Genomic DNA, 22,102 nt, shown 5'->3' on the forward strand with positions numbered 1-22,102 from the left:
TCGAACAATTAAGATGGCTTCCTGCCATCCCTTGTCCGAAGCCAATTCATTTCCCCCCTACTCACTAAGCGTTCCTTGAGGAAGGAGTCTTCTTGGCTAAAATGATAAATACTAAAAGGCAAAAAAAGAAAATCTATTTGTAATAAAAAGCCTAGCAAAAACCTAAAACAATAGTAAGATTATATTTACATTCAATACAAGAAGGAAATTATGAAATAACTTATCTTTTCTATAAAAATGATGAAAAAATGACCCAAGAAAAGAAACAATTTTTAAAAGAAGCACCTGAATTTCATAAAACAATTCTATCATCTTTTAGATTTGCAAGATCATCTGTAGTAATAAACGAAAATTACAAGGATTCCGCAGTTATTGATCTGCCCCCATGGACAGGTACCAACATTCAATTCCATATGTATAAAAAAAATGGAACATGGTTTATATACGACGTTCCTTTTCAATAATTAAATAATATATCTTACTGATTTATCAAAAAGATATATTATTTAATTATTGAAAGTAAACTTTTAGATATTTGTTTACTTTCAATACACCTTAAACATTGACTTCACAACATTATCATTATCAAAAATTGAAAAGAAAGAAATAATTAATAATAATTTACTGACATACAACATTATTAATTCGAATAACATACTAAGGTAGATTATTTATCAAAAAGGAGGTAATTCTTTCATGAGTAAACATCCACCAGATAAGAATATACCAAAACCAATACCCAAACCAAAAGAACAAAATAATACAAACACCCTAGACGAATGCGAAATTCAAACACATGTACATGAATTTACAGCCAGTACTAAGTTAGCCGAAGAATGTGATGACAGACATAATCATCGTTTTGCAGGTGTTACTAGTGAAGTAATACCAATGGGGAATAGTCATGTACATACTATATTTGTTAATACTGACTTTTTTAATCATCATCATGAAGTAGCAATAACAACTGGTCCTGCTATCCCTGTCGGTAATGGAAAGCATATACACTTTATAAACGGAACAACTACATTAGATGATGACCACGTTCATGAATTAGAATTCACTACTTTAATTGACCGACCTCTCTTATAAAAAATCACTATTCTTCGAATAGAATAAACAAAAAGCCTAGTTTTCACTAGGCTTTTTGCATGAAAAAATACCATTTTCATCTTAATACATATTAAATTTGGTTCTGGTGCAAAAACTTCAGGACGATTGCAATAAATCTACAAATCTTGGACATACTGATACTACTAATCTAAAGAAGGTGCGTGATTGGTATGGAAAAGGAAAATGTATTCAAATGGAAGCATTATCAGCCTGATATTATTTTGTTAACGGTAAGATGGTACCTACGGTACAACCTCAGTTTTCGTGATTTAGTGGAAATGATGGAGGAACGGGGCTTATCCATTTCTCATACAACGATTATGCGTTGGGTTCATCAGTACGGTCCTGAATTGGACAAACGAATCCGAAGTCACCTTAAACAAACAAATGACTCCTGGAGAGTCGATGAAACATATATCAAAGTAAAAGGTCAATGGATGTACCTTTATCGTGCTGTTGATTCGAAAGGAAATACAATCGATTTTTACCTGAGCAAAACAAGAGACCAGAAGGCTGCAAAGCGCTTTTTCAAGAAAGCTTTGCGGTCTTTTCATGTTTCAAAGCCACGTGTTATAACAGTCGATAAGAACCCGGCTTATCCTATAGCAATTGAACAGTTGAAAAAAGAAAAAAGCATACCTGATGGTATGCAACTTAGACAACAAAAGTACTTGAATAACATAATAGAACAAGATCATCGCTTTATAAAGAGGCGAATTCGTTCTATGCTAGGGTTCAAATGTTTTGACACAGCTACATCCATTCTTTCTGGAGTAGAAGCCATGCATATGATTAAAAAAGAATAGGTTGATTTACGGGACCAGTCTGTCCAAAATCAGAAAGAATTCGTCCATCAATTGTTTGGACTTGCAGCATAAGATACGATTCCGTTAGGAATCTATGCGCTTTATTATCTTTTATTCTATTTTTGCACCAGAACCATAATTTACGTTTCATTGTTATGTACCCCTCTGTTATTATTTCTTTTTACTTAACTCTTTTGTTGCTTTGTCTACTAACTCAGAAGCTTCGTCTAAATCTTTTCTAGCTATCTCAATTGAATCTTTAGCATCCTTTTCCAAACCCTTTTGTATGCTTTCTACCCCATGTTTTGAATATATCATTGCTTTACTTACGTTTAGTTGTGGTTTAATGTCTTCAGTTAACTTATAATCTAGTTTATCTATCTTACCTGTTAACTCGAAATAAGGTTTTGATAATTCTTTTAACTTTTCAGCCTTCTTCTTATTAGATTTTCTGCTATCTACAAGGTCTTTTATTTCTTCTGATTGTTTTGTGTAATCTTCAAGTAGATATAATGCATTTTTATTATAGTCTTCTTTCTTATTTTCTTTAACAGAGACTTCCATTGCTTCGTCTTTCTTCTTATCTTTTGATTCACAACCTGCTCCTGTTAATAACAACATTGGAACGACTGCAAAAGCTAACATCTTCCGTTTCATTAGTATCTACCCCTTTACACTCCATTTTGTACATTTTGTATTTCATTTAATGTTGAAGACATTGTATCTAAATATTCCATCATATAGTCTATGTTTGCTTTGGCTTTTTCAGTATCATTTTCATTTAAAGCTATAAATGCTTGGTCTACTACCTGTTTAATTACTTTTGCATCGTCTCTTAGCTGTTCTTTGAAGTAATAGTAACCCTCAGGAGGGTCTATAGTTGCTAGTCTATTAACCCTTCCGCTTATTACACTTAATTGTCCTTTTAACCCTGATTGATTTGTTTTAAGGGTTTCATCTTTTTCGATTAGTGATTTACTAGATTGAACTGCTGTTGATAAATCCTTAGAAGTTTCCTTTACCTCCTCTTGATACTGTTCTAAAGGTGAGGATTGACTAGAATCTTTATTTAACTGCTTGCCTATGTGTTCTCGTTCCTCAGCTAAGGTTCTTCCACCACCAATTATAGCTTCTTTTACTGGTTTATCGGTTGAGTCCTCATTCTTAGAAGTAGATTCTTTATCAGTCTTAGTTGATGACTCTTTCTCTTTAGCTTCTCTCTTAGTGGTTACATCTTGACCTTCTTCGTATATCTTACCTACTTCTGCATATAGTGGTTTTATGACGTCTTTCTTACTATCTGTCTCTGATACCTTTAAGCTATCAGTTTTCTTTTCTTCTGCAACGTCTTTATTAGAACAACCTACTGCTAATGCTAGTGTAATTGGTAGTGCAACTGCTAGTACCTTACGTTTCATCTGTCTACCCCTTGCTAACTATTTTACTTCTTTCATCTTTTTATCTAAGTCTGTTAGTAGTTCGGATACCTTTTTAAAATAGTCTGCACCTTGATGAACTATCCCTTCGTCTTTCGCTATTAAACCGTTTTTAGTTGAACTTAGTCCACCCTTTACTGCATATGTAACTTCATTTACGATACTTTGCACGTCTTTGTATTTATCTCCAGGGTCTAACTCAACCATCTTTTCTGATATATCGTACATAGTCTTAGATTTCTCTTTATACTCTTTTTCTTTTTCTTCTATAGGTTTATTGCTAGTTATTACATCGTTTAAAACTAGTGCTTCTTTAGTTAAATCCTCTAGTAAAGCGTTTAATTTTGACTTGTACTCTTTCTCTGCTTTACGTTTATCATTTGATACTTCTTGAATATCTTTATCTGCTACTTGAAGACTATCAGTCTTCTTATCTTCTGCAACGTCTTTATTTGAACATCCTACCCCTGCTACTAATAAAATTGGTAATGTTACTGCTAATAGTTTACGTTTCATTGTCATATACCCCTTTTGTTTTATGATTTTATTCTTCCGTTTTTGTTAGGCTTAGAATAGTACCAAGTTCCCTCATAAGACCGTCACTACCTTCATCAATCAGGTCAGATGACTTATTAATCTTTGTTTCATCTAATGTAATAAACCCCTCCACCATTGTGTCTAATCCTTCATCAAACACAACTAAAGACTTAGATAGGTCTTCTTGTAGACTATCATACTGTTTTGGTGGTTTAATCTCTCTTAACTTTTTGTTTGCTAACTTCATTTCTCCTATTACTTGCTTTAATTCCTCATGTGTGTTAAGGAATGTAGGGTCTTTCTTCTCTAATGCTACGAATTTCTTTTGGGCTTCTGTCCAAACCATACATACCCCTCGTGTTTTTGCCACATAGTCTAATGTACTCGTTAGTCTACCTTCTTCGTCTGTCTCAAATACTCTTTCGATTACTTTGTTAGTAGACTTCTTTTCCTTACTCGTGTATCTCTTTACTATCCATGCTAGTAGAAGAATAGGTACTACTATGGACATTACTCTCGCCCCTACCGATGTTTCCCCGTTCCCTAAACTAGCTATTGCCCCTGCAAGAGCGAAAAAGAGAGCAGGAACTATGATTACGACTACTAGTATTTTTCGTCTCATATGTAAAGCCCCTCTGTTTGAATACTGTTATTCTATCTTTTGGTATGGTCTACAGCTTTTTCAATTGGTTCCATACCTTCTTCTAAGTAGTCATTACCTTTATACATTAATTCTTTTAATTGTTCCGTCTTCTTTTTTGTTACAGAACCACTTTTTGCTAGACTTAATTGTGTGTCAAACGCTTCTTTATAACAGTCTACTGCTTTTAAAAGAGTTTTGTGTGCTTCTTCAAACTCTTTTGGTGGGTCTATCTTGTAAAACTTAACAAATATTTGTTGTAATTCATCTGTACCTTTTAAGATTTCCTTATTTTGTTCTTTCACATCCATGTCTTTTCTTCCTGCTAGTGCAGTTATTTCTTCCATCTTTAACTTTAATTCATAATGTAAGTTTGACATACGTGAAGGGTACGCTTCTGTCGATAGTTTTTCCTTATCTTCTGCTTTTATTTCTATCTTCGTGTCTGCTTTCGTCTCTGCTTTGTCTGTTCCGCACCCCCCTAATAACATGATTGGAAGTGCTAAACTTACTAGTTTCTTTGCTTTCATTATGTATCCTCCTTTTAGAAAGTATTGTAATTAATTAACATATTGTACCATAACATAAATTATATAAATAAGATATAAAGATTTCCCATCCTTAAGAGAAATTTTGAGTGTTTTAACAATATGAAAAAATGTATTACGGTTGTAGAAAATCCCGCTCCATATGCTTTTTAAAAAATTCCCTTATTGGTTCCTCAGCGTTTGGGAGTTTTTTTATACTCCCATAAACTCACTATCAAAGTAGAACTTGTCCATTAAGTTATTTACAATTCCGTTGAAATAAGCGAATTTACCTTTATTCATTTTTGTACCAGACTTGATTTTCATAACAAACTCTTTAATAGCGTTTAAGCCGATAGTAAGCTCCTGGTCGTTATCAAATGCTTTATCACCGGTAGTAAAGTTAATAGTTTTATTACACTGTCTTACGACCTTCCACAGTTCTTGAATTGTTTTTGATTCAGAATAAAAAGAGCTAGTTAAAGAAACAAAATGTTCTGGTACCCAGTGAGCAACAAAATCAACTTCTTTAATGTTTTCTTCAGGTGTATTGCTATTCTCATTACGGTTCTGGTGCAAATATTTGAAGAAGGACACGAATAATAGTAGATTCCTAACGGAATTGTATTTTATGCTATAAGTCCAAACACTTGATGAATGAACTCTTTTTGATTTTGGACAGACTGATTCGGTAAATTAATCTGTCCCTTTTTTATCATATGCATGGCTTCAACACCACTCAATATAGAGGTTGCTGTTTTAAATGACTTGAATCCCAACATAGAACGCACACGTTTCTTAATAAAACGATGATCTTGTTCCACTATATTATTGAGATATTTAGCTTGCCTTAGTTGTATGCCTTCAGGCATATGTTTCTCTTCTTTCAACTCTTGAATCGCTACAGGATAGGCAGGGTTCTTATCTACTGTTATCACGCGAGGTTTAGAAACATACGAAAAAGCCAAGGCTTTCTTGAAAAAGCGCTTGGCTGCTTGTTTATCTCTTGATTTACTTAGATAAAAATCAATTGTATTGCCCTCTGAATCAACCGCACGATATAAGTACATCCATTGACCTTTTACTTTAATATAGGTTTCATCGGCTCTCCACGAGTCATTTGTTGATTTAAGATGATGTCGTACTTTCTCTTCTAATTGAGGTCCATATTGATGAACCCAGCGCATAATTGTTGTGTGAGCAATTGATAATCCTCTTTCCTCCATCATTTCCACCAGGTTACGGAAGCTCAAATTGTACCGCAGGTACCACCTTACTGTTAATAAGATTAGTTCGGGCTGATAATGCTTCCATTTAAACAAATTCTCCTTTTCCATACTGATCACGCACCCTTTCTAGAGTAATAGTATCAGTATGTCCAAGATTTATAGATTCATTGCAATTTTCTCGAAGTTTTTGCACCAGAACCTAACTGACTCCTGATGATTTGAAATTTTCATATCAAAAAATACCGAGCACCCTCTGCTCGGTATTTTCTAGTTCTTAGTCCTCTTTCGGAAGAACAATTCCTTTATACAATTGAACTGTAATGAAGTAGTAAATCGCGTAAATGACTACGAAAATAACAATCGGAAGCCAAATACGGAAGTACGGATCAATTATAAAACGTTCAAAGATGTTCATACCTACTAATACGTGAGCGATACCCACAATTGCTGGGAATAGGAACACTAAGAATAACTCTTTATAAATAGACTTCGTTAATAATTCACGGCGAACACCGATTTTACGAAGCATTTGGTAACGCGTAATATCTTTTGATGCACCAGAGAGAATTTTAAACATTAAACAACTTGCCATCATCGCTAAAAAAGCAATTCCTAAGAAGAAGCCCATGAATACCGTTCCGCTGGCAAAGCCATAAAACATACTATAACCTGCATATTTACTATTAAGCATTTCAGCTTTTATATTTTTATATTTAGCTAGTTGCAACTCGTCAATTTTTTTCCATTCTTTTTGGTATGTTAAGAAATTATCTACTTTTCCAAGTAATGCAACGCCCTCTTTACCTTGCAAGCCATCATACATTTTTTTATCTACAATTTTGATGGTTTGATTAGGGTGTACATAACCGGGTTGAATCGTTCTTAATGCAGTATCCCACTCCTTAGGAATTACATTATCCGATTTCTCCTGACTAAAACTCGAAATAGCACCTACTGATAACTCTCCAGAAACTCGTTTGAATTTACCAAGATCTTTCTTTTCTTTAGCACCTTTTAAGTCTTGTACTAAAGGACGATTTTTCTCTAAATCTTCTTTTAAATAATACACATATTTATCATCTGTTTTGTAACGATATTCACTTTCCTCTTTAAATGTAATACCATCTAAAATTTCCTTTTCTGCTGCGGTTGGATTATGAATCGCTACATCATAAATCATCAAACGATCTACAGTAAGCATGACGTTATTTTTAAAAGCCATACCGCCTGAAATTGCACCCGCTCCAAGTGCAATTAACATCGTTACTGTCGCTAGTACCTTTGTTAAGCTATTAATACGGAAATTTAATTGTGCAAATGTAAAGGCATTAAGTCCTTTTTCACTACGCTTTTTATTGCCTTTTAGTTTGTTAACGATAAGTGGTAGGAACGTTCCAAATAACAGGTAAGTTCCTGATGTCACGGTAATTAACGCAATAATAATTCCCTTCTGTTCTAATTCATTCATGTAAATCATCGAAGCATAACCAATTGCTAATAATACAATTCCAAGAACTGCGACTATTACTGTCATCTTCCCTTTAAACACAACACGTTCTGTTTGTGCATCCGCATGTACAAGTTGTAATACTGAAATACGTGATAATTTAATACTATTCATAATGGCAGATAAGACAAATAGTGCAAAGAAGAACAAACAAGTAACAGTCAGTGATGGAACATAAAATGCCTGATAACCGCCTGAAGTAAATTCAAGTTGCTTCATAAGTAACTGCCCAATTCCTTGCGCAAGTCCTACACCAACTGCAATTCCAATAATAAGAGATACGATTCCAATAATAATTGTTTCAATAAACATAAGTAGTGTAATCTTATGTTTTTTTGCTCCTAACATCATATACATACCAAATTCTTTTTGACGAAGTGATAGTAAGAAAGAATTCGCATACAAAATGTAGAAGAATGTGATGATCGCTAGTAGTACCGTACCAGCCTGGAAGACGAATACAATATGACCAATAGTAGAATTCGCTTTAAGAAACGCTTCATTAAGTCCCAGCGTTTGAAACATGTAAAAAATTGAAATTGATATGACAAGACCAACAAGTAAGACGATATAATCTTTTAGCTTACTTGTTAGTCCTGACATGGAAAGCTTAAATAACATGCTTGAACCTCCTTTCTTATGCTTTTTGTGTACCTAAATCTGCAAGCACATCTAAAATTTCTTTATAGAACTTTTCACGCGTACCAGTGCGGTGAATTTCTTTATATAATTCGCCATCTTGAATGAATAAAATACGTTGGCAATAACTTGCACTAAACGGATCATGTGTAACCATCATAATGGAAACACCTTGTGCTTCATTTAGATTTGTCATCGCCTCTAAAAGACTCGTTGCGTTTTTAGAATCAAGTGACCCTGTTGGCTCATCCCCTAAAATAATGGCTGGTTCATGTACAAGCGCACGGGCTGCTGCTGAACGCTGCTTCTGTCCACCAGATACTTCAGATGGATACTTTTGAAGTATCGCCGAGATCCCCAACATATCTGCCACTTTTTCTACTTTCGGCCCAATCTTACGTGATGGAACACTTTGTAGTGAAAGTGGGAGTGCAATATTTTCATAAATTGATAGATTTTCTAGTAAGTTAAAGTCTTGGAAGATGAACCCCAATTTTTGAGAACGGAAATCAGATAATTCACCTTGCTTCATCTTCGTAATATCCGTACCTGCAATTTCAACAATACCTCCTGTTGCTTTATCCAATGTTGAAATTACATTTAGTAACGTTGTTTTTCCTGAACCAGATGGTCCCATGATGCCAACAAATTCACCCTCTTGAATCGAGAATGACACACCTTTTAATGCGTGTGATTGGTTTTCGCCTTTTTTACCATATACTTTTTGGACGTTTTTAACGACCACAACTGGTTTGTTCATATAGAGCCTCCTACACTTGTTTTTTCTTTTCCTATTCTGCGTTTTTTCGACATAATCCGCCATTGGTTAACCTTACATTTACCTTACACTTTTGTAATGTACAAAAATACCTCTATATCCCTGTATATGAAATACATGGATATATAGATATTGCTTCTTTTATATATAAAGTTTACATAACCTATCAATATAAATAATCAACGATGCATAAAACTTCCGTTAAGGGGGTAATTAAAGATATTAGCTTGATGGCAATTCAGCTGAACCCCATAGATAAGTATTGTGCCCGCTTTTGTAGATGTAGATAGAAATATTGTAAAAAATGCATGTTATCTGCATTTAATCTTTATATAAAACTTATATCATATAAATACACTCAGAAATTGTTACAGAATTTCTAGACAGTTATGGAAGGAGAAATTTCTCAATTTATTGTCTGCATTTATATTGGTAAGAGTTTTGTAACATTCACGATATTTTTTTACTTTAAAAAAGTCTATTGAATTGTAAACATATTATCCAAAAACAAGTTGACTCAGAAGGGACTTTTTTATGAACAATAAAATAATCATACTTCTTATACTGATTTATATAGGTTTAGCATCAGTTTATTTTTTATTGAGTTCAAGAATAAAAGGAACAATGTATGAAGATACGAAAAAATTAACAATATTAGAACAGCAAGGGCAAGAGTTATATGCTCAGATTACACTTGAAGGAAAAGAGAATAATCAAGTAGTGAAAAAAAGACATTAACCTGACTCATACGGAATTTGAAGTATTACATACTTAATACCAAATCAAAGTATATGCATGATGAGAATGCAATTAATTACAAAAATATGGAGCTATGAATTTATTGGTGATAATTGTATAGTAAATTACGATATAAATGGGGACCTAAATGTAAGAGTGTAATAACCATTGTTTGAGCGAGTTATAAATTGGAGGATACAGTATGAAAAGAGGAATTGTATTAAAATTATTTATGTTAACAACAGTGTTATGTATGTTGATCTTAGCAACTATTTTTGTTGGACAAACGATATTCTTTAAACAATTTTATGCGAATAAAAAAATGGAGGATATCAAAACAAGCATGAAATCTTTTGAAACAGATTATTTAAATAGTGGCGGAAATTCACAATCCATTCAAAAGTTAGAGGAAGACTTTTATCGAGAACATAATACATGGATTACAACATTAGATAGTAATGGAAGTTTAAAGAATGTCAATGATTTTTATATAGAAGTAACATTAAAGCAGTCTAAAAATAAAGAAAGTCAATTCGCTAATTCTACAATTACCATACCATTGTATAATTTTAAGGGTGATTACGATATTTCAACTAGCGAGTTCACTTTAGGAGAATCACTTTTTTTACGGGGTATAGAAAAAAATGCTGCGTTCTTTCCTTATGTTTTACACTCAAATGCAACCAATGTGAATTGGATAAATAAGCCAATAGATAAAAAAATAAATGAAATTATAGAACAATGTAAAAAGAAATATCCACCTGCAGACACCCCTGAAGGTATATCTGATTATGAAAAAAAAATAATCAAAGGAAAAGAACAAGCTGAATTTGAAAAAGTATTAGCCAAAGCAATACCTGAAAAATCAATAGAAGGGACAATTACCAAGATTCCAAATTCAGATGGGAAGAATCAATCGAATTTTGTTTATACAAATAGCTTGTTTATGGAAAAGATACAAGAGTTTCAGGCATACTTATTGCTCAATGAAAAGAATCCTAAATATGATACCTTACAAGAAATGGATTATGAGCAGAATAATATTAAATATAAATTAATAATAAAACCGATAAAGGATAAAAGCGGTGCAACGACATACATTTTCTCAATGACTTCGTTGCAGCCAGTTGATGAAGCTGTACAAATGATACAAGAGTATTATGTCTATATTATTATGTTTGTGTTGCTTCTTATTTTTCTAGCTTCTTTTTACTATTCAAAAAAGATTGCAAGACCTTTGTTACAAATAAACAAGACAACCAAGAAAATTGTAAACTTAGACTTTTCGGAAAGGGTTCCAGTGATGTCAAAAGATGAGATTGGTGATTTAGCTCAAAATATTAATTTACTTTCAAATACATTACATTCACATATTGAGCAGTTACACCAAGATATAGAAAAAGAAAAACGATTAGAATACACAAGAAAAGAATTTATTTCAGGGGTATCGCATGAGTTAAAGACACCTCTAAGTATTATGAAAAGTTGTATTTCTATCTTAAAAGACGGTGTTGCAAGTCATAAGAAAGAATATTACTTTAAGGCAATGGAAAAAGAAGTGGATAAGATGGATATGTTGATTGTGGATATGCTTGAGTTAGCAAAATTTGAATCTGGTACGTATAAAATGCAGATGGATGTTTTTTATATTGACCAATCCATTAAGCATATATGTGAGCAATTATCTTTGGACATAACAAAAAAGCAATTAAATATTCACACACATCTTGCTGCAACTGAGGTCATTGCAAATTACCATCGTATAGAACAAGTACTCACAAACTTTATCACAAATGCTATTCGTTACACGCCAGAAAAAGAAAATATTATTATTTCTACATTAGATGAGCCAAGTCGCATAAGGGTTTGTATCGAAAATAAAGGTGCCCATATTGAAGAAGATCAATTAGATAAAATTTGGGATCGTTTTTACCGAGTTGATACAGCTCGTCAACGCTCACAAGGTGGAACAGGTCTTGGACTTGCCATTTCAAAAAATATTTTAGAACTTCATGGAGCTGAGTATGGGGTATATAATACCGCAGATGGTGTGCTATTTTATTTCTATTTACAGAAAAAAGTGTAGAACGGATGTTCTACACTTTTTTATTTATTTTAATAACGTGTTTGCCTTTTCCTTAACGTAAAGAAAATAGGTTCATTTGTGTCTAAACGTGCATAATCCCCCAAATCATATAGTGAGTTCTGGTGCACAAAGATACTAATTTATTTAATACGTAGCTGTGTTTCAGCATCAAAGAAATGTACTTTGTCCATGTCAAATTCAAGTTGCATAGATTCGCCTGTTTGATAATCATTACGTGTATCTAAACGTGCAATGAATGATTGATTGTGTAACGTAGCATAAATCATCGATTCGGCTCCAAGTAATTCTGCCACTTCAATTTTTATATTTATCATATTATCCGGCGATGTTTCTAACATGCTTGGCTCATCATAGATATGTTCCGGACGAATGCCAAGAATTATGTTTTTATTTTCATAACATTGTTCACGTAGTGCTTCTAATTTTTTTTCTGGAATACTTAGTTTGATATGACCTAAAATAAATTTTCCATTCTCCACTTTTCCCCTAAAGAAATTCATGGCTGGTGAACCAATAAATCCACCAACAAATACGTTTTCAGGATATTCATATACTTCTTTTGGTGTACCAACTTGTTGTATCCGTCCATCTTTCATAACTACCAGGCGCGTTGCCATTGTCATTGCCTCTGTTTGATCATGCGTAACATAAATAGTTGTTGTTTGTAAGCGATGATGCAGTTTTGAAATTTCAGAGCGCATGGTAACACGTAGCTTTGCATCTAGATTTGATAATGGCTCATCCATTAAAAATACTTTTGCATCACGTACAATGGCGCGCCCTAAAGCAACACGTTGTCTCTGACCACCGGATAACGCGTTTGGTTTCCGCTTTAACAGTTCTTCTAATCCAAGAATTCTTGCTGCGTCGTGAACACGACGCTCGATTTCATCTTTTGGTAACTTACGAATTTTCAAGCCAAATGCCATATTATCATACACGGTCATATGAGGATAGAGGGCATAATTTTGGAAAACCATTGCGATGTCACGATCCTTTGGTGGTACGTCATTCACATATTTTTCGTCAATGTATAAATCTCCTTGTGAAATGTCCTCTAATCCAGCAATCATACGTAAAGTGGTCGATTTACCACATCCAGAAGGACCAACAAAGACTATAAATTCTTTGTCTTGAATATGAAGATTAAAATCCTCTACCGCTGGCACGTTATTGTCATATATTTTATAAATATTTTTTAATACTACCTCTGTCATGTTGTTGCCTCCTGTAATAAAAGAACTATATATGTTTTTATCATTTTTGTTTTCCTGGCATTTTTAAAGATATCGTATGAATTCAAAATTTACGTATTCATGTGAACCTCAAACGCTTTTTCTCATCTACCCGAACGAACAATCATATTCAGAAACTCTATTGGATAAATTAAGGGGACCAGTCTTTATTTCAACCTATGAGAGCAGTATAAAAAAAGGCATGATTCCTTGGGCTTAAGAAATAAAATAAGAGAAACTACCATTCAATTTTGTGCAGTTCCTCTTATTTATCGTGGGCTTTTAGTCCCCTTTGTCATAGTATATGACATGGTTTATTGAGTACGTCATCTTATTTAGTAACTGAATAGTTACATTTATTTTTTGGTAGCTTCATTCTGGCTAATCGCTTCCATAGAAAATGCTATAAAACGAGAAACTTGTACTGAATTTACTTCTTTCCCCGACTTCTCAATAGGTTGATCCCGAACAAGATATATGTCTTTTTCTTCAAAAGTTGGTTTAATATGAATAGTTTCTTTTAACATTTCAACTTGATAAAAGTCCTTCTTCAGTGGATCTTTTGCACTTGGATCTGGTTTAATTACTTTTCTATCTTTTTTAATGTCTAGTCCTTTTTGCCCCATAGCTTGGTTCCATACTGTAAACTCCGGTTCCGCAACCTCATCTAGATATGCTAGCATTTCTTCATCACTAATTTCTTGCTTTTTCGCTACTTTACTTTGTAGTTTTTTAGCAACAGTTGTTTTCACATTTTTTCTAAACTCAGGAACTTTCTCTTTCAGTTTTTCATAGAAATCATCCACTTCATTGGCTTCTTTTTTGAACTCTTCAAGAGTATAGAAGCCCTTATTCCCTACAAATATCCCTTTAAATAGAACCTCTTTACTATCTGGTTTCACATAAAACTCCCAACCACCTAATACTTTTCCTTCAAAATGCACTTTATAGTATTCTTTCATATTTTTATCTGCTAAATTTGGATTGGGTTTTGTAACTTCTGCTGTTAGTGAAACCGTGTAATCTTGTTTGTCTTTTTGATAATAACTTTTTATTTCAGGGACCGAATTAAACAATACGTCAACAATTTCTTGATCTTCTTTTGAGAGTGTATCTTCTATAGAGAGTTTGGTTTCCTCAACAGGTGATTCCTTTTTCTCCGCACTCGTATCTCGATCATCTTTTGAAAGTTCAACAGATGACTCTTTTTTCTCTGCATTCGTATTTTGAGCAACAGGTTTCACCGGATTCTCATCACCTTTGTTACTACATGCAACCATACCTGTTAGTAATATACCGCTACATAACATCAGAATCATTTTATTCCTTTTCAATTCTAATCCCCACTTTGCTAGTTATATTTATTTTAATTGCTATTACCTGTCGTGAAATATATACAGATTATTCGTTTATAAATGTCGTCACTCGATTTTGAATCAGGGCTGCTACGTCCTTAGCTGATTTTTGGCCACTAAAGTAAGGCTTGGATTCCTCAGCAATAATGGATTCAATTTTAGTGCCTTCTGGAGCCTGGACGCTTATTTCAGCAACCATTTCCTCTAATCCTTGTATATCACTCTCAGTAACGTTAATAGGACCATTGGGATGCTCCAGTTTTCCTTTTTCCTTCAATGTTTTGATTTGCTGTTCATATACAGCTTTATTAATTGGAAATGCATTCGCTTTACTTTGGACCTCATCAGACATTAAAAACTTAAGAAAATCCCACGATTCCTTTTTAACCGGTGATTTCGCATTTATACCTACTGTTGTGTACGGTGTAAAAGCAACTCCCTTTTTTTGTCCAGCTATATGTGGTTTTTGATATACCTTTGTCCCTGTTATACCAAATGCAGCTCCCGTACTGAAATAGTCTTCTACCGACATGATCATTGGTAGAAGGTTAAAATATGATTCTCCTAAATTAACAGGATCTGCAGTGGCTATTTTCTCGTCATACATCTTCTTTACGTCTTCCAGCATCTGTACAAATAAATCAGACTCGAACTTTGCTTTTCCACTAGCTTTATCTACTAGCTCATTGTAATGATCTTGCACCAGAAATTGCAGCATTTGTTCCGGAGGAGTATTCCCAATAACCTTTTTATCTGTTCCTTTGCTTGATAACTCTTTTCCAATGCTTGTGAACTCACTCCAAGTCCACTCTTTGTCATTCACTTTTACTCCAGATTGTTGTATCGCTGTATCGTCCCCAAGCAAGCCACTTAACCAAAAATATAATGGAATACCATAAAGTTTTTGGTTTGTTTTTGAATTATCTAAAACGTTATTAAAATATTGATTTTTATCAAAAGATTTATCCTGTTCCATCATTTCACTTAAGTCTGTAAGTAATCCTTTCTTCACATACTTGTCCGCAGGTAAGCTGTCTAGTACAATCACATCGGACCCTTTACCTGATAAAAATTCTGTATTCACCTTACTAATCGTTTTCTCTATGGAGGTCTCATCTATCTTTGATCCGCCTCCTTTGGATCCACTTTCATCTGATCTACTTTCTGGAAATGCTCCTTTTATCTGGATGTCTATTTTAGGATTCTTTTGTTCATATAGTTTCTCGGCCTGTTTTAGGGACCTTGTGTCACCTAAAGTCGACACTTCGACTATCGTTTTTCCATCTTTTGTTTTTCTTTCACCTTTGCTATCACTATTTCCGCAACCTGCCATGCAGCTGATTGATAGACTTGCTACTAACATCATACAAACCTTTTTCATTTAAAATTTTCTCCTTATTTTTGTTATTTTACGTATTCACGTTGAACTTCACACACTTTTTCTCATCTACCCAAACAAACAATAATACTTCGGAAACTCTATTGGGATAGATTTTGAGGGCGAGTCTGTATTTATAGGAAATCGGAATGGTTCCTTGAGCTCAAGAAGTAGAATAAGAGAAACTGCCGTCCCATTTTGTGCAGTTTCTCTTATTTGTTAGGATTTTCTATGAAACCGTGCACCATTGTCACCATGTATGACATGGTTTATTGAATATGTCCCTGAGTAATTACATTTATTTTTTGATAGCAGTTAGCACTATACTGCTACATAACCTCAGAATCATTTTATTTCGCTTCAATTTTAATCCTTGTTTTGCTAGTTATTTATATTTTTGCTTTAATTGCTACTACTTGTTGTGAAATATATACAGCTTATTCGTTTATATATGTTGTCACTCGGTTTTGAATCAGTACTGCTACATCCTTAGCTGATTTTTGACCACTAAAGTAGGACTTGGATTCCTCTGCAATAATGGATTCAACTTTAGTGCCTTCTGAAGCTTGGACGCTTATTTCAGCAACCATTTTCTCTAATTCTTGTATATAATTCTCGGTAACGTTAATATCACCATCTGGATCCTCAATTTTTCCTTTTTCCTTCAGTGCTTTGATTTGTTGTTCATATACAGCTTTATGAATTGGAAAGTTACTTGGAACGCGACTTGAAATGTCATCTGAATAGTCACACCATTTCTTTTGGATCTCCTCAGATATTAAAAATTTAAGAAAATCCCATGCTTGCTTTTTAACTGGAGATTTCGCATTTATACCTACTGTTGTTTCAGGTGTAAATGCAATTCCCCTTTTTTGCCCAGCTATATGTGGGCTTTGATACGTTTTTGCCCCTGTTATATCCAATCTATTTCCAAAATTGAAATAATTTTTTACCGACATGATTTGCATTGGAGAAAAATATGTTTCTTTTACAGGCAGGCCGTCTTCAGTGATTATTTTCTCGTCATACATCTTCTTTACGTTTTCCAACATCTGTACAAATAAATCAGACTGAAAATTTGCTTTTCCACTTGCTTTATCTACTAACTCAGCGTAATGATCTTGCACCAGAAGTTTCAACATATATTCTGGCTCTATACCATTCATAACATGTTTAAGTGGTCCTTTGTTTACTAATTCTTTTCCGATACTTGTGAATTCACTCCAAGTCCACTCTTTGTCATTTATTTTCACTCCAGATTGTTGTATCGCTGTATCGTTCCCCAGCAGTCCGCTTAACCAAAAATATGCTGGAATACCGTAAAGTTTCCCGTTTATTTTCGAATTATCTAAAATGTTACTAAAATATTGATTTTTATCGAAAGATTTATCCTGTTCCATCATTTCACTTAAGTCTGTAAGTAAACCTTTCTTCACATACTTTTCTTGTGGCAAAGAGTCTAGTACAATCACATCAGATCCTTTACCAGCTAACAATTCTGTATTCATCTTACTAAACATTTTCTCTTCGAAAATCTCCCACTCCTTGTCTGACATTTTCTTTTTTGGTGGCCCTTCCGGATAAGTACTTCGCACCTGTATGTCAATGTTAGGATTTTTTTGTTCATATAGTTTCTCTGCATATTTTAGGAACCTAGTATCCCTTAAAGTCGATACTTCGACTATCGTTTTTCCATCTTTTGATTTTCGTTCCTCTTTGCTATTACTATTTCCACAACCTGCCATAAAGCTGATTGATAGACTTGCTACTAGCATCATACAAACCTTTTTCATTTTAAATTCTCTCCTTATTTTTGTTCTTTCACTTTTACTTGTACTTGTTCTCCTTCTTGCAAAGGTTCACTGATGCCTGAAACAATTTGATCGTTCTCATTTAAATCTTTCACCACTGTTTCTTGCCCATTGGATTCACCAACAGTAATAGGAGACTTTTCTATATAAAAAGCATTACCTAAAGGTCCTTTTTTTTCTTCTATTGTATAGACAAATGTGTTCTGTCCTTCCCTCTTAATCACCTTATTTGGTATAAGCACGCCTTTAGCTAATTGTTTAGTCAGTGTAGCTTCCACCTGCTCCCCTTTTTTCAGTTCTTCTCCTTGTACTTTTACAAGAATACGTTTCTGTGGTTGTGAAGTTGCTGGTGTTATTTCAAATTGCTGTTCATCTTTTGGTTCACCTTTTTGATCGTCTTTTTGTTCACCCTTTGGTTCATCTTGCTGTTTACCTTGTTTCTGCGGTCTCTGATTTTCATTACTTTCTATATTTTTAATCTCTATAAGTTCACCTTCTAAGGATTTAGCATTTCCTTTCAAATTTATCTTTTCTCCAACCTTCAAGTGCGTAGCTAAATCAGCAGGTACTTGTAATTCAACTTTAAAGCCTTTACTCTCATCAGAGAGAATCACATCTCCTTCATTACTCGTAGAAGGTTGATCTTTCTTTGCATTTATTTTTGTAACCACTCCATCGAAAGGGGCAATTAGCTTTTTGCTCATTTCTAATTCTTCTTTTAAACCTTTAATTTTTCTTTCTTGGATACTAACCCCAATTTTTTCGCTTTCCACCTCTGTTTTGAGACGTTGTATATCTTGTATATCTGTCCCTTTCGCAGCTTCATTTGGTTTGCTTTCTTGTTGATCATTTGGTTGATTATTTGGTTTGTTTTCTTGTTGATTTTTTTTGGCTTCATTATAATTTGCTTGCGCGTCATTTAGTTTTAACTTTTGAATTTGAAGATTTGCTTCTGCATCAAGAAGCTCTTGTTCACTCTTTTTACTATCGTATGTCACTAATAATTGGTTTTGTTTGACACGGTCTCCTTCCTTTACATGTACCTCCTTCACTTTCGCCTCTACGCTACTATTACTTAACTTTGCTTCTTCCTGTGGCTGTAATTCGCCATTACCTGTAAACGTTTGTATAAGATCACCATTTTTTGGCTTCTCTGTAATAACCTTTGGCAAACCCCAATTTGCTAGCGTATTGCTAAAGAGTGTAAGGATAATTAAAATCCCTATAAATACACTGGAAATGATTTTAATATTTCGTTTTTTTCTTGTAACGTCTTGTTCCGTTCTATACTCCATTGAGTTCCCTCCTAAAATCTTTCCGAAGGAAAGTTTACATTGTAATTCTTCATTATTCCTTCACACCTGATAACTGAATTCCCTTAATAAAGTAGGACTGCGCATATAAAAATAAAAGTATCATTGGGGTCATATACAGAATAGAAGCAGAAAACCCAACCCCGCGTGCCTCGTTGTTAATTTTTGATAAATAGAGCGATAATGGATGTTTGGATTCGTCATTCAGAAAAATAAGCGGCTGTTCGATCATATTCCAATAATCCGCAAATAATAAAACAATAAGAGCAGCAATTCCTGGACGAATAAGAGGAAGAATAATCTTAAAAAAGATTGTAATATGGCCGGCTCCATCCATCTTAGCCGCCTCTATGTATGCATCCGGGATATGCAACATGAACTGCCGGAGCATAAATACACCGAATGCTCCAAAGATTCCTGGAAGAATAATAGACGCTGTACTGTTTAATATTCCAAGTTTATCCGCCATGATATAATTCGGTACCAGTGTAACTTGGAATGGCATAAGCATCGTCAAGAGATAAACGATAAACAACTTGTCTCTTCCTCGAAATTGAATCTTAGCAAAGACATAGGCTGCAAATGATGCAACGATGACTTGACCTACTATGATTGGCACAACCATGAATGCTGAATTCCAAAACATTTTTAAGAATTTGGGATTTTCCACTAATAATGTCCTATATTGTTCAAATGACACTAAATCTGGGATTAATTTTAAATTAATGAACGTTGGTTCCTTTTCCACTTTTCCAATCGCATCATAATTGAATCCAATCTCATGCTCAGTCATAAATGAGTTGGTCAAGGTAAATACGATTGGAAATAGCATCATGACGGCTAATATAGTCAAAAATAGCGTTAACATCCATTTACGAAATACATTTTCTTTTTTCATCTGCTTTTCCCACCTAATTCATAAACTTTCGAAAACGACGTTCTATTGCAAACAATACGAGTACAAGGATAGAAATAGCCCCCACCATCAACGTGGCAGCCGCTGTCAACTTTTGAATGTCAAGCGACACGAACATATTGTTCATATAATGCTGCATCATATATAAACTGTCATGCGGGTAACTTCCAGCAATCAAGTATGTTTCCCGAAAGACTTTAAACGAATTGATAATCGACATTAATATGACAAAGAACATTGTTGGTGTTAAATAAATGAGTGTAATATTTAAAAATGTATGCATACGACCTGCACCTTCAATTTCTGCAGTTTCGTAATACTCTTTTGGGATATTTTGTAGAGCTGCCAAGAATAAAATAATGTTGTATCCAATATTTTTCCATAGATATACGATTGACAAGACAAAAATTGCCCAATTTGATTTCATCCAATCAATTCGTCCAAACCCCATATTTTCCATCCATACGTTAAACGTGCCGTTCCAATCGAATAAAATTTGCCAGAGCATGACAATAGAAACCACAGGAACGACAAGTGGTAACACAAACGCGCTTCGTAACCAATTTTGAATATATACATTTTGATTCAAACAAAGTGCTAGTAATAAGGAAATAATGACGATGAGTGGTACACTCACTGCGGTAAACCAAAACGTATTCGTTGCTGCTTTGAGAAAAGAAGCACTACCTAGCAGTTCTTTATAATTGGCTAAACCGACAAAAGAACCATCAGTTGTGCCATCCATTAACGAATAGATCATTCCCATTACAAATGGAATCAGATAAAAAATTGAAAACCCAATTGCACTTGGTAGAAGAAAAAAGAACGCTATACTTGTATCCTTTCGCATAAAATCTCCAAATTTTATTGGGGATTTTTTTTGATCTTGAAATTTATTTAATGATCGATGGTTGCGATTTAAAAAAACATTCCGCATATATGATCGACTTTTGTTTATTTTCATTCGTGGCTCCCTCTTTTTTTGAGTCTATTTTTATAACTACATCTTACAATTATGTAGTTTAGTAGACACAGATGCAGACGAGATGCAGATAAAATAAAGAAATGAGGGATTTTAGTTCCGATGTTCATAAAACGGGATGAAAAGTGAATGTCCCTTACCCTGCCTAGAATCATATTGTAAAACTAAAGAGATAGTTGATAAGTTTTATCAACTTTAGATAGGATGGGTGTTTCTGTTGTAAAGATTATGAATAGTTCCAATGTCTTTTTATTGTACAAGGGGTATGTTGAAGGTTTAGAAGAAGGTGAAAAAAGATAAAAATTTAAGTGGACCAAGGTTAGAAAAGGATAAACTCTCAATTATATTACGTATATAGGGGGCACCCTGCATATCCATCAACTTAAGAAAAATAAATGCCCCCAAAATGAGCTGAATTCCCTTAAGTAGCTATATGAGGTCACTATACCATTCTGGGAAAGTTGTACGCTAAGGACCACAAAATCTTATCCTATCAGCTTCTTTAAAAGATAAATACATGTACAGAAAGATACAATCCAGAGATTAATTGGACTTTGAATTATGTACACACTATATGAACGTGATTATAGCTAGAAAACCTTGATATTATTGAATTCTATGCTGTGATTTTCTGGACACATAGAAAAAACCATACAGTCTGATAAAGGGGTACTAACGTCTTTTCATGGATTTTATACAATAATATATATTTTAGGGAAATACACAAATAGAGTATTAATGCATTTAAGATAGGAATTAATACCGGCTTAGTTCTAGTAAAATATTTAATCCTTTTTTTAATTCTTCCAATGATGCGTAGGCATAAGAAAGACGAATATGGTGTAAATCGCTTGGTTCATATATATAACCTGGATTAATCAGAATATTTCGTTTAAGTAACTTTAAAAATAGCGCTTTATTTACAATAGGTTCATGAAACCTGAGCCATATATAAAAACCACCCTCAGACTTTTTCCACGTAGCGATTTTTTGAAAGTGATGTTCTAATATTTCTTCTACAAATGTAGCCCTTCTTTTCAATTGTTTACGAAGTG

The 22,102-nt window shown here is 33.9% G+C and carries 18 protein-coding genes and 3 pseudogenes; 4 read left to right on the forward strand and 17 right to left on the reverse strand.

Features of this window, described 5'->3' with window-relative positions:
• Positions 1–696: 696 nt before the first annotated feature.
• Positions 697–1,092, forward strand: coding sequence for a YmaF family protein (locus tag CQ058_RS27985; protein ID WP_002191513.1), 396 nt, complete (start codon positions 697–699; stop codon positions 1,090–1,092).
• Between the two features lie 191 nt (positions 1,093–1,283).
• A pseudogene (locus CQ058_RS27990) lies at positions 1,284–1,991 on the forward strand (IS6 family transposase).
• A 99-nt stretch (positions 1,992–2,090) separates the two neighbouring features.
• On the opposite strand, the gene CQ058_RS27995 reads toward CQ058_RS27990, so the two are convergent.
• The 9 genes and pseudogenes from CQ058_RS27995 to CQ058_RS28035 form a co-directional block, all read right to left on the reverse strand.
• The gene (locus CQ058_RS27995) at positions 2,091–2,576 is read right to left on the reverse strand and encodes a hypothetical protein (protein WP_002191510.1); all 486 of its coding nucleotides are present in this window, start codon (positions 2,574–2,576) and stop codon (positions 2,091–2,093) included.
• A 14-nt stretch (positions 2,577–2,590) separates the two neighbouring features.
• Entirely contained in the window at positions 2,591–3,337 is a 747-nt protein-coding gene (locus tag CQ058_RS28000) for a hypothetical protein (RefSeq protein WP_002191509.1), read from the reverse strand.
• A gap of 18 nt (positions 3,338–3,355) precedes the next feature.
• Positions 3,356–3,871, reverse strand: a complete 516-nt coding sequence (locus tag CQ058_RS28005) for a hypothetical protein (protein WP_003193740.1) — start codon at positions 3,869–3,871, stop codon at positions 3,356–3,358.
• Between the two features lie 28 nt (positions 3,872–3,899).
• Positions 3,900–4,514 carry a DUF7018 domain-containing (lipo)protein gene (locus tag CQ058_RS28010; RefSeq protein ID WP_002191507.1) on the reverse strand — a complete coding sequence of 205 codons (615 nt, stop codon included), beginning with the start codon at positions 4,512–4,514 and terminating at the stop codon, positions 3,900–3,902.
• Between the two features lie 32 nt (positions 4,515–4,546).
• Positions 4,547–5,062, reverse strand: coding sequence for a DUF7018 domain-containing (lipo)protein (locus CQ058_RS28015; RefSeq protein ID WP_002191506.1), 516 nt, complete (start codon positions 5,060–5,062; stop codon positions 4,547–4,549).
• Positions 5,063–5,272: 210 nt separating this feature from the next.
• Positions 5,273–5,632, reverse strand: a pseudogene (locus CQ058_RS28020) (hypothetical protein); the annotation flags it as partial.
• Between the two features lie 56 nt (positions 5,633–5,688).
• Positions 5,689–6,396 carry an IS6 family transposase gene (locus CQ058_RS28025; RefSeq protein ID WP_033713870.1) on the reverse strand — a complete coding sequence of 236 codons (708 nt, stop codon included), beginning with the start codon at positions 6,394–6,396 and terminating at the stop codon, positions 5,689–5,691.
• Between the two features lie 166 nt (positions 6,397–6,562).
• Entirely contained in the window at positions 6,563–8,416 is a 1,854-nt protein-coding gene (locus CQ058_RS28030; RefSeq protein ID WP_002193475.1) for an FtsX-like permease family protein, read from the reverse strand.
• A 16-nt stretch (positions 8,417–8,432) separates the two neighbouring features.
• Entirely contained in the window at positions 8,433–9,194 is a 762-nt protein-coding gene (locus CQ058_RS28035; RefSeq protein ID WP_002193474.1) for an ABC transporter ATP-binding protein, read from the reverse strand.
• Between the two features lie 552 nt (positions 9,195–9,746).
• On the opposite strand from CQ058_RS28035, the gene CQ058_RS28040 reads away from it, so the two are divergent.
• Both CQ058_RS28040 and CQ058_RS28045 read left to right on the forward strand, forming a co-directional pair.
• The gene (locus tag CQ058_RS28040; RefSeq protein ID WP_002193473.1) at positions 9,747–9,950 is read left to right on the forward strand and encodes a hypothetical protein; all 204 of its coding nucleotides are present in this window, start codon (positions 9,747–9,749) and stop codon (positions 9,948–9,950) included.
• Positions 9,951–10,152: 202 nt separating this feature from the next.
• Positions 10,153–12,036, forward strand: coding sequence for a sensor histidine kinase (locus tag CQ058_RS28045; RefSeq protein WP_002193472.1), 1,884 nt, complete (start codon positions 10,153–10,155; stop codon positions 12,034–12,036).
• Between the two features lie 140 nt (positions 12,037–12,176).
• Here the strand turns inward: CQ058_RS28045 and CQ058_RS28050 are convergent, their stop codons facing one another.
• The 8 genes and pseudogenes from CQ058_RS28050 to CQ058_RS28085 form a co-directional block, all read right to left on the reverse strand.
• On the reverse strand, positions 12,177–13,274 hold the full coding sequence (locus CQ058_RS28050; protein ID WP_002193471.1) for an ABC transporter ATP-binding protein: 1,098 nt from the start codon (positions 13,272–13,274) through the stop codon (positions 12,177–12,179).
• 374 nt (positions 13,275–13,648) lie between these two features.
• Positions 13,649–14,611 (reverse strand): hypothetical protein, encoded by a 963-nt coding sequence (locus CQ058_RS28055; RefSeq protein WP_105590110.1) that lies wholly within the window; start codon positions 14,609–14,611, stop codon positions 13,649–13,651.
• A gap of 82 nt (positions 14,612–14,693) precedes the next feature.
• Entirely contained in the window at positions 14,694–16,028 is a 1,335-nt protein-coding gene (locus CQ058_RS28060) for an ABC transporter substrate-binding protein (RefSeq protein WP_002193469.1), read from the reverse strand.
• Positions 16,029–16,462: 434 nt separating this feature from the next.
• Positions 16,463–17,818: an ABC transporter substrate-binding protein gene (locus CQ058_RS28065; RefSeq protein ID WP_002193468.1), complete on the reverse strand. Its 1,356-nt coding sequence runs from the start codon at positions 17,816–17,818 to the stop codon at positions 16,463–16,465.
• A gap of 14 nt (positions 17,819–17,832) precedes the next feature.
• Entirely contained in the window at positions 17,833–19,131 is a 1,299-nt protein-coding gene (locus tag CQ058_RS28070; protein WP_105590109.1) for an efflux RND transporter periplasmic adaptor subunit, read from the reverse strand.
• Positions 19,132–19,183: 52 nt separating this feature from the next.
• Positions 19,184–20,047, reverse strand: a complete 864-nt coding sequence (locus tag CQ058_RS28075; protein WP_002193466.1) for a carbohydrate ABC transporter permease — start codon at positions 20,045–20,047, stop codon at positions 19,184–19,186.
• Positions 20,048–20,060: 13 nt separating this feature from the next.
• The gene (locus tag CQ058_RS28080) at positions 20,061–21,029 is read right to left on the reverse strand and encodes a carbohydrate ABC transporter permease (RefSeq protein ID WP_002193465.1); all 969 of its coding nucleotides are present in this window, start codon (positions 21,027–21,029) and stop codon (positions 20,061–20,063) included.
• A gap of 774 nt (positions 21,030–21,803) precedes the next feature.
• Positions 21,804–22,102, reverse strand: a pseudogene (locus CQ058_RS28085) (PLP-dependent aminotransferase family protein); the annotation flags it as partial.

This window comes from Bacillus sp. MYb56 (assembly GCF_002976445.1).
In the GTDB taxonomy this organism is placed as follows: Bacteria; Bacillota; Bacilli; order Bacillales; family Bacillaceae_G; genus Bacillus_A; species Bacillus_A mycoides.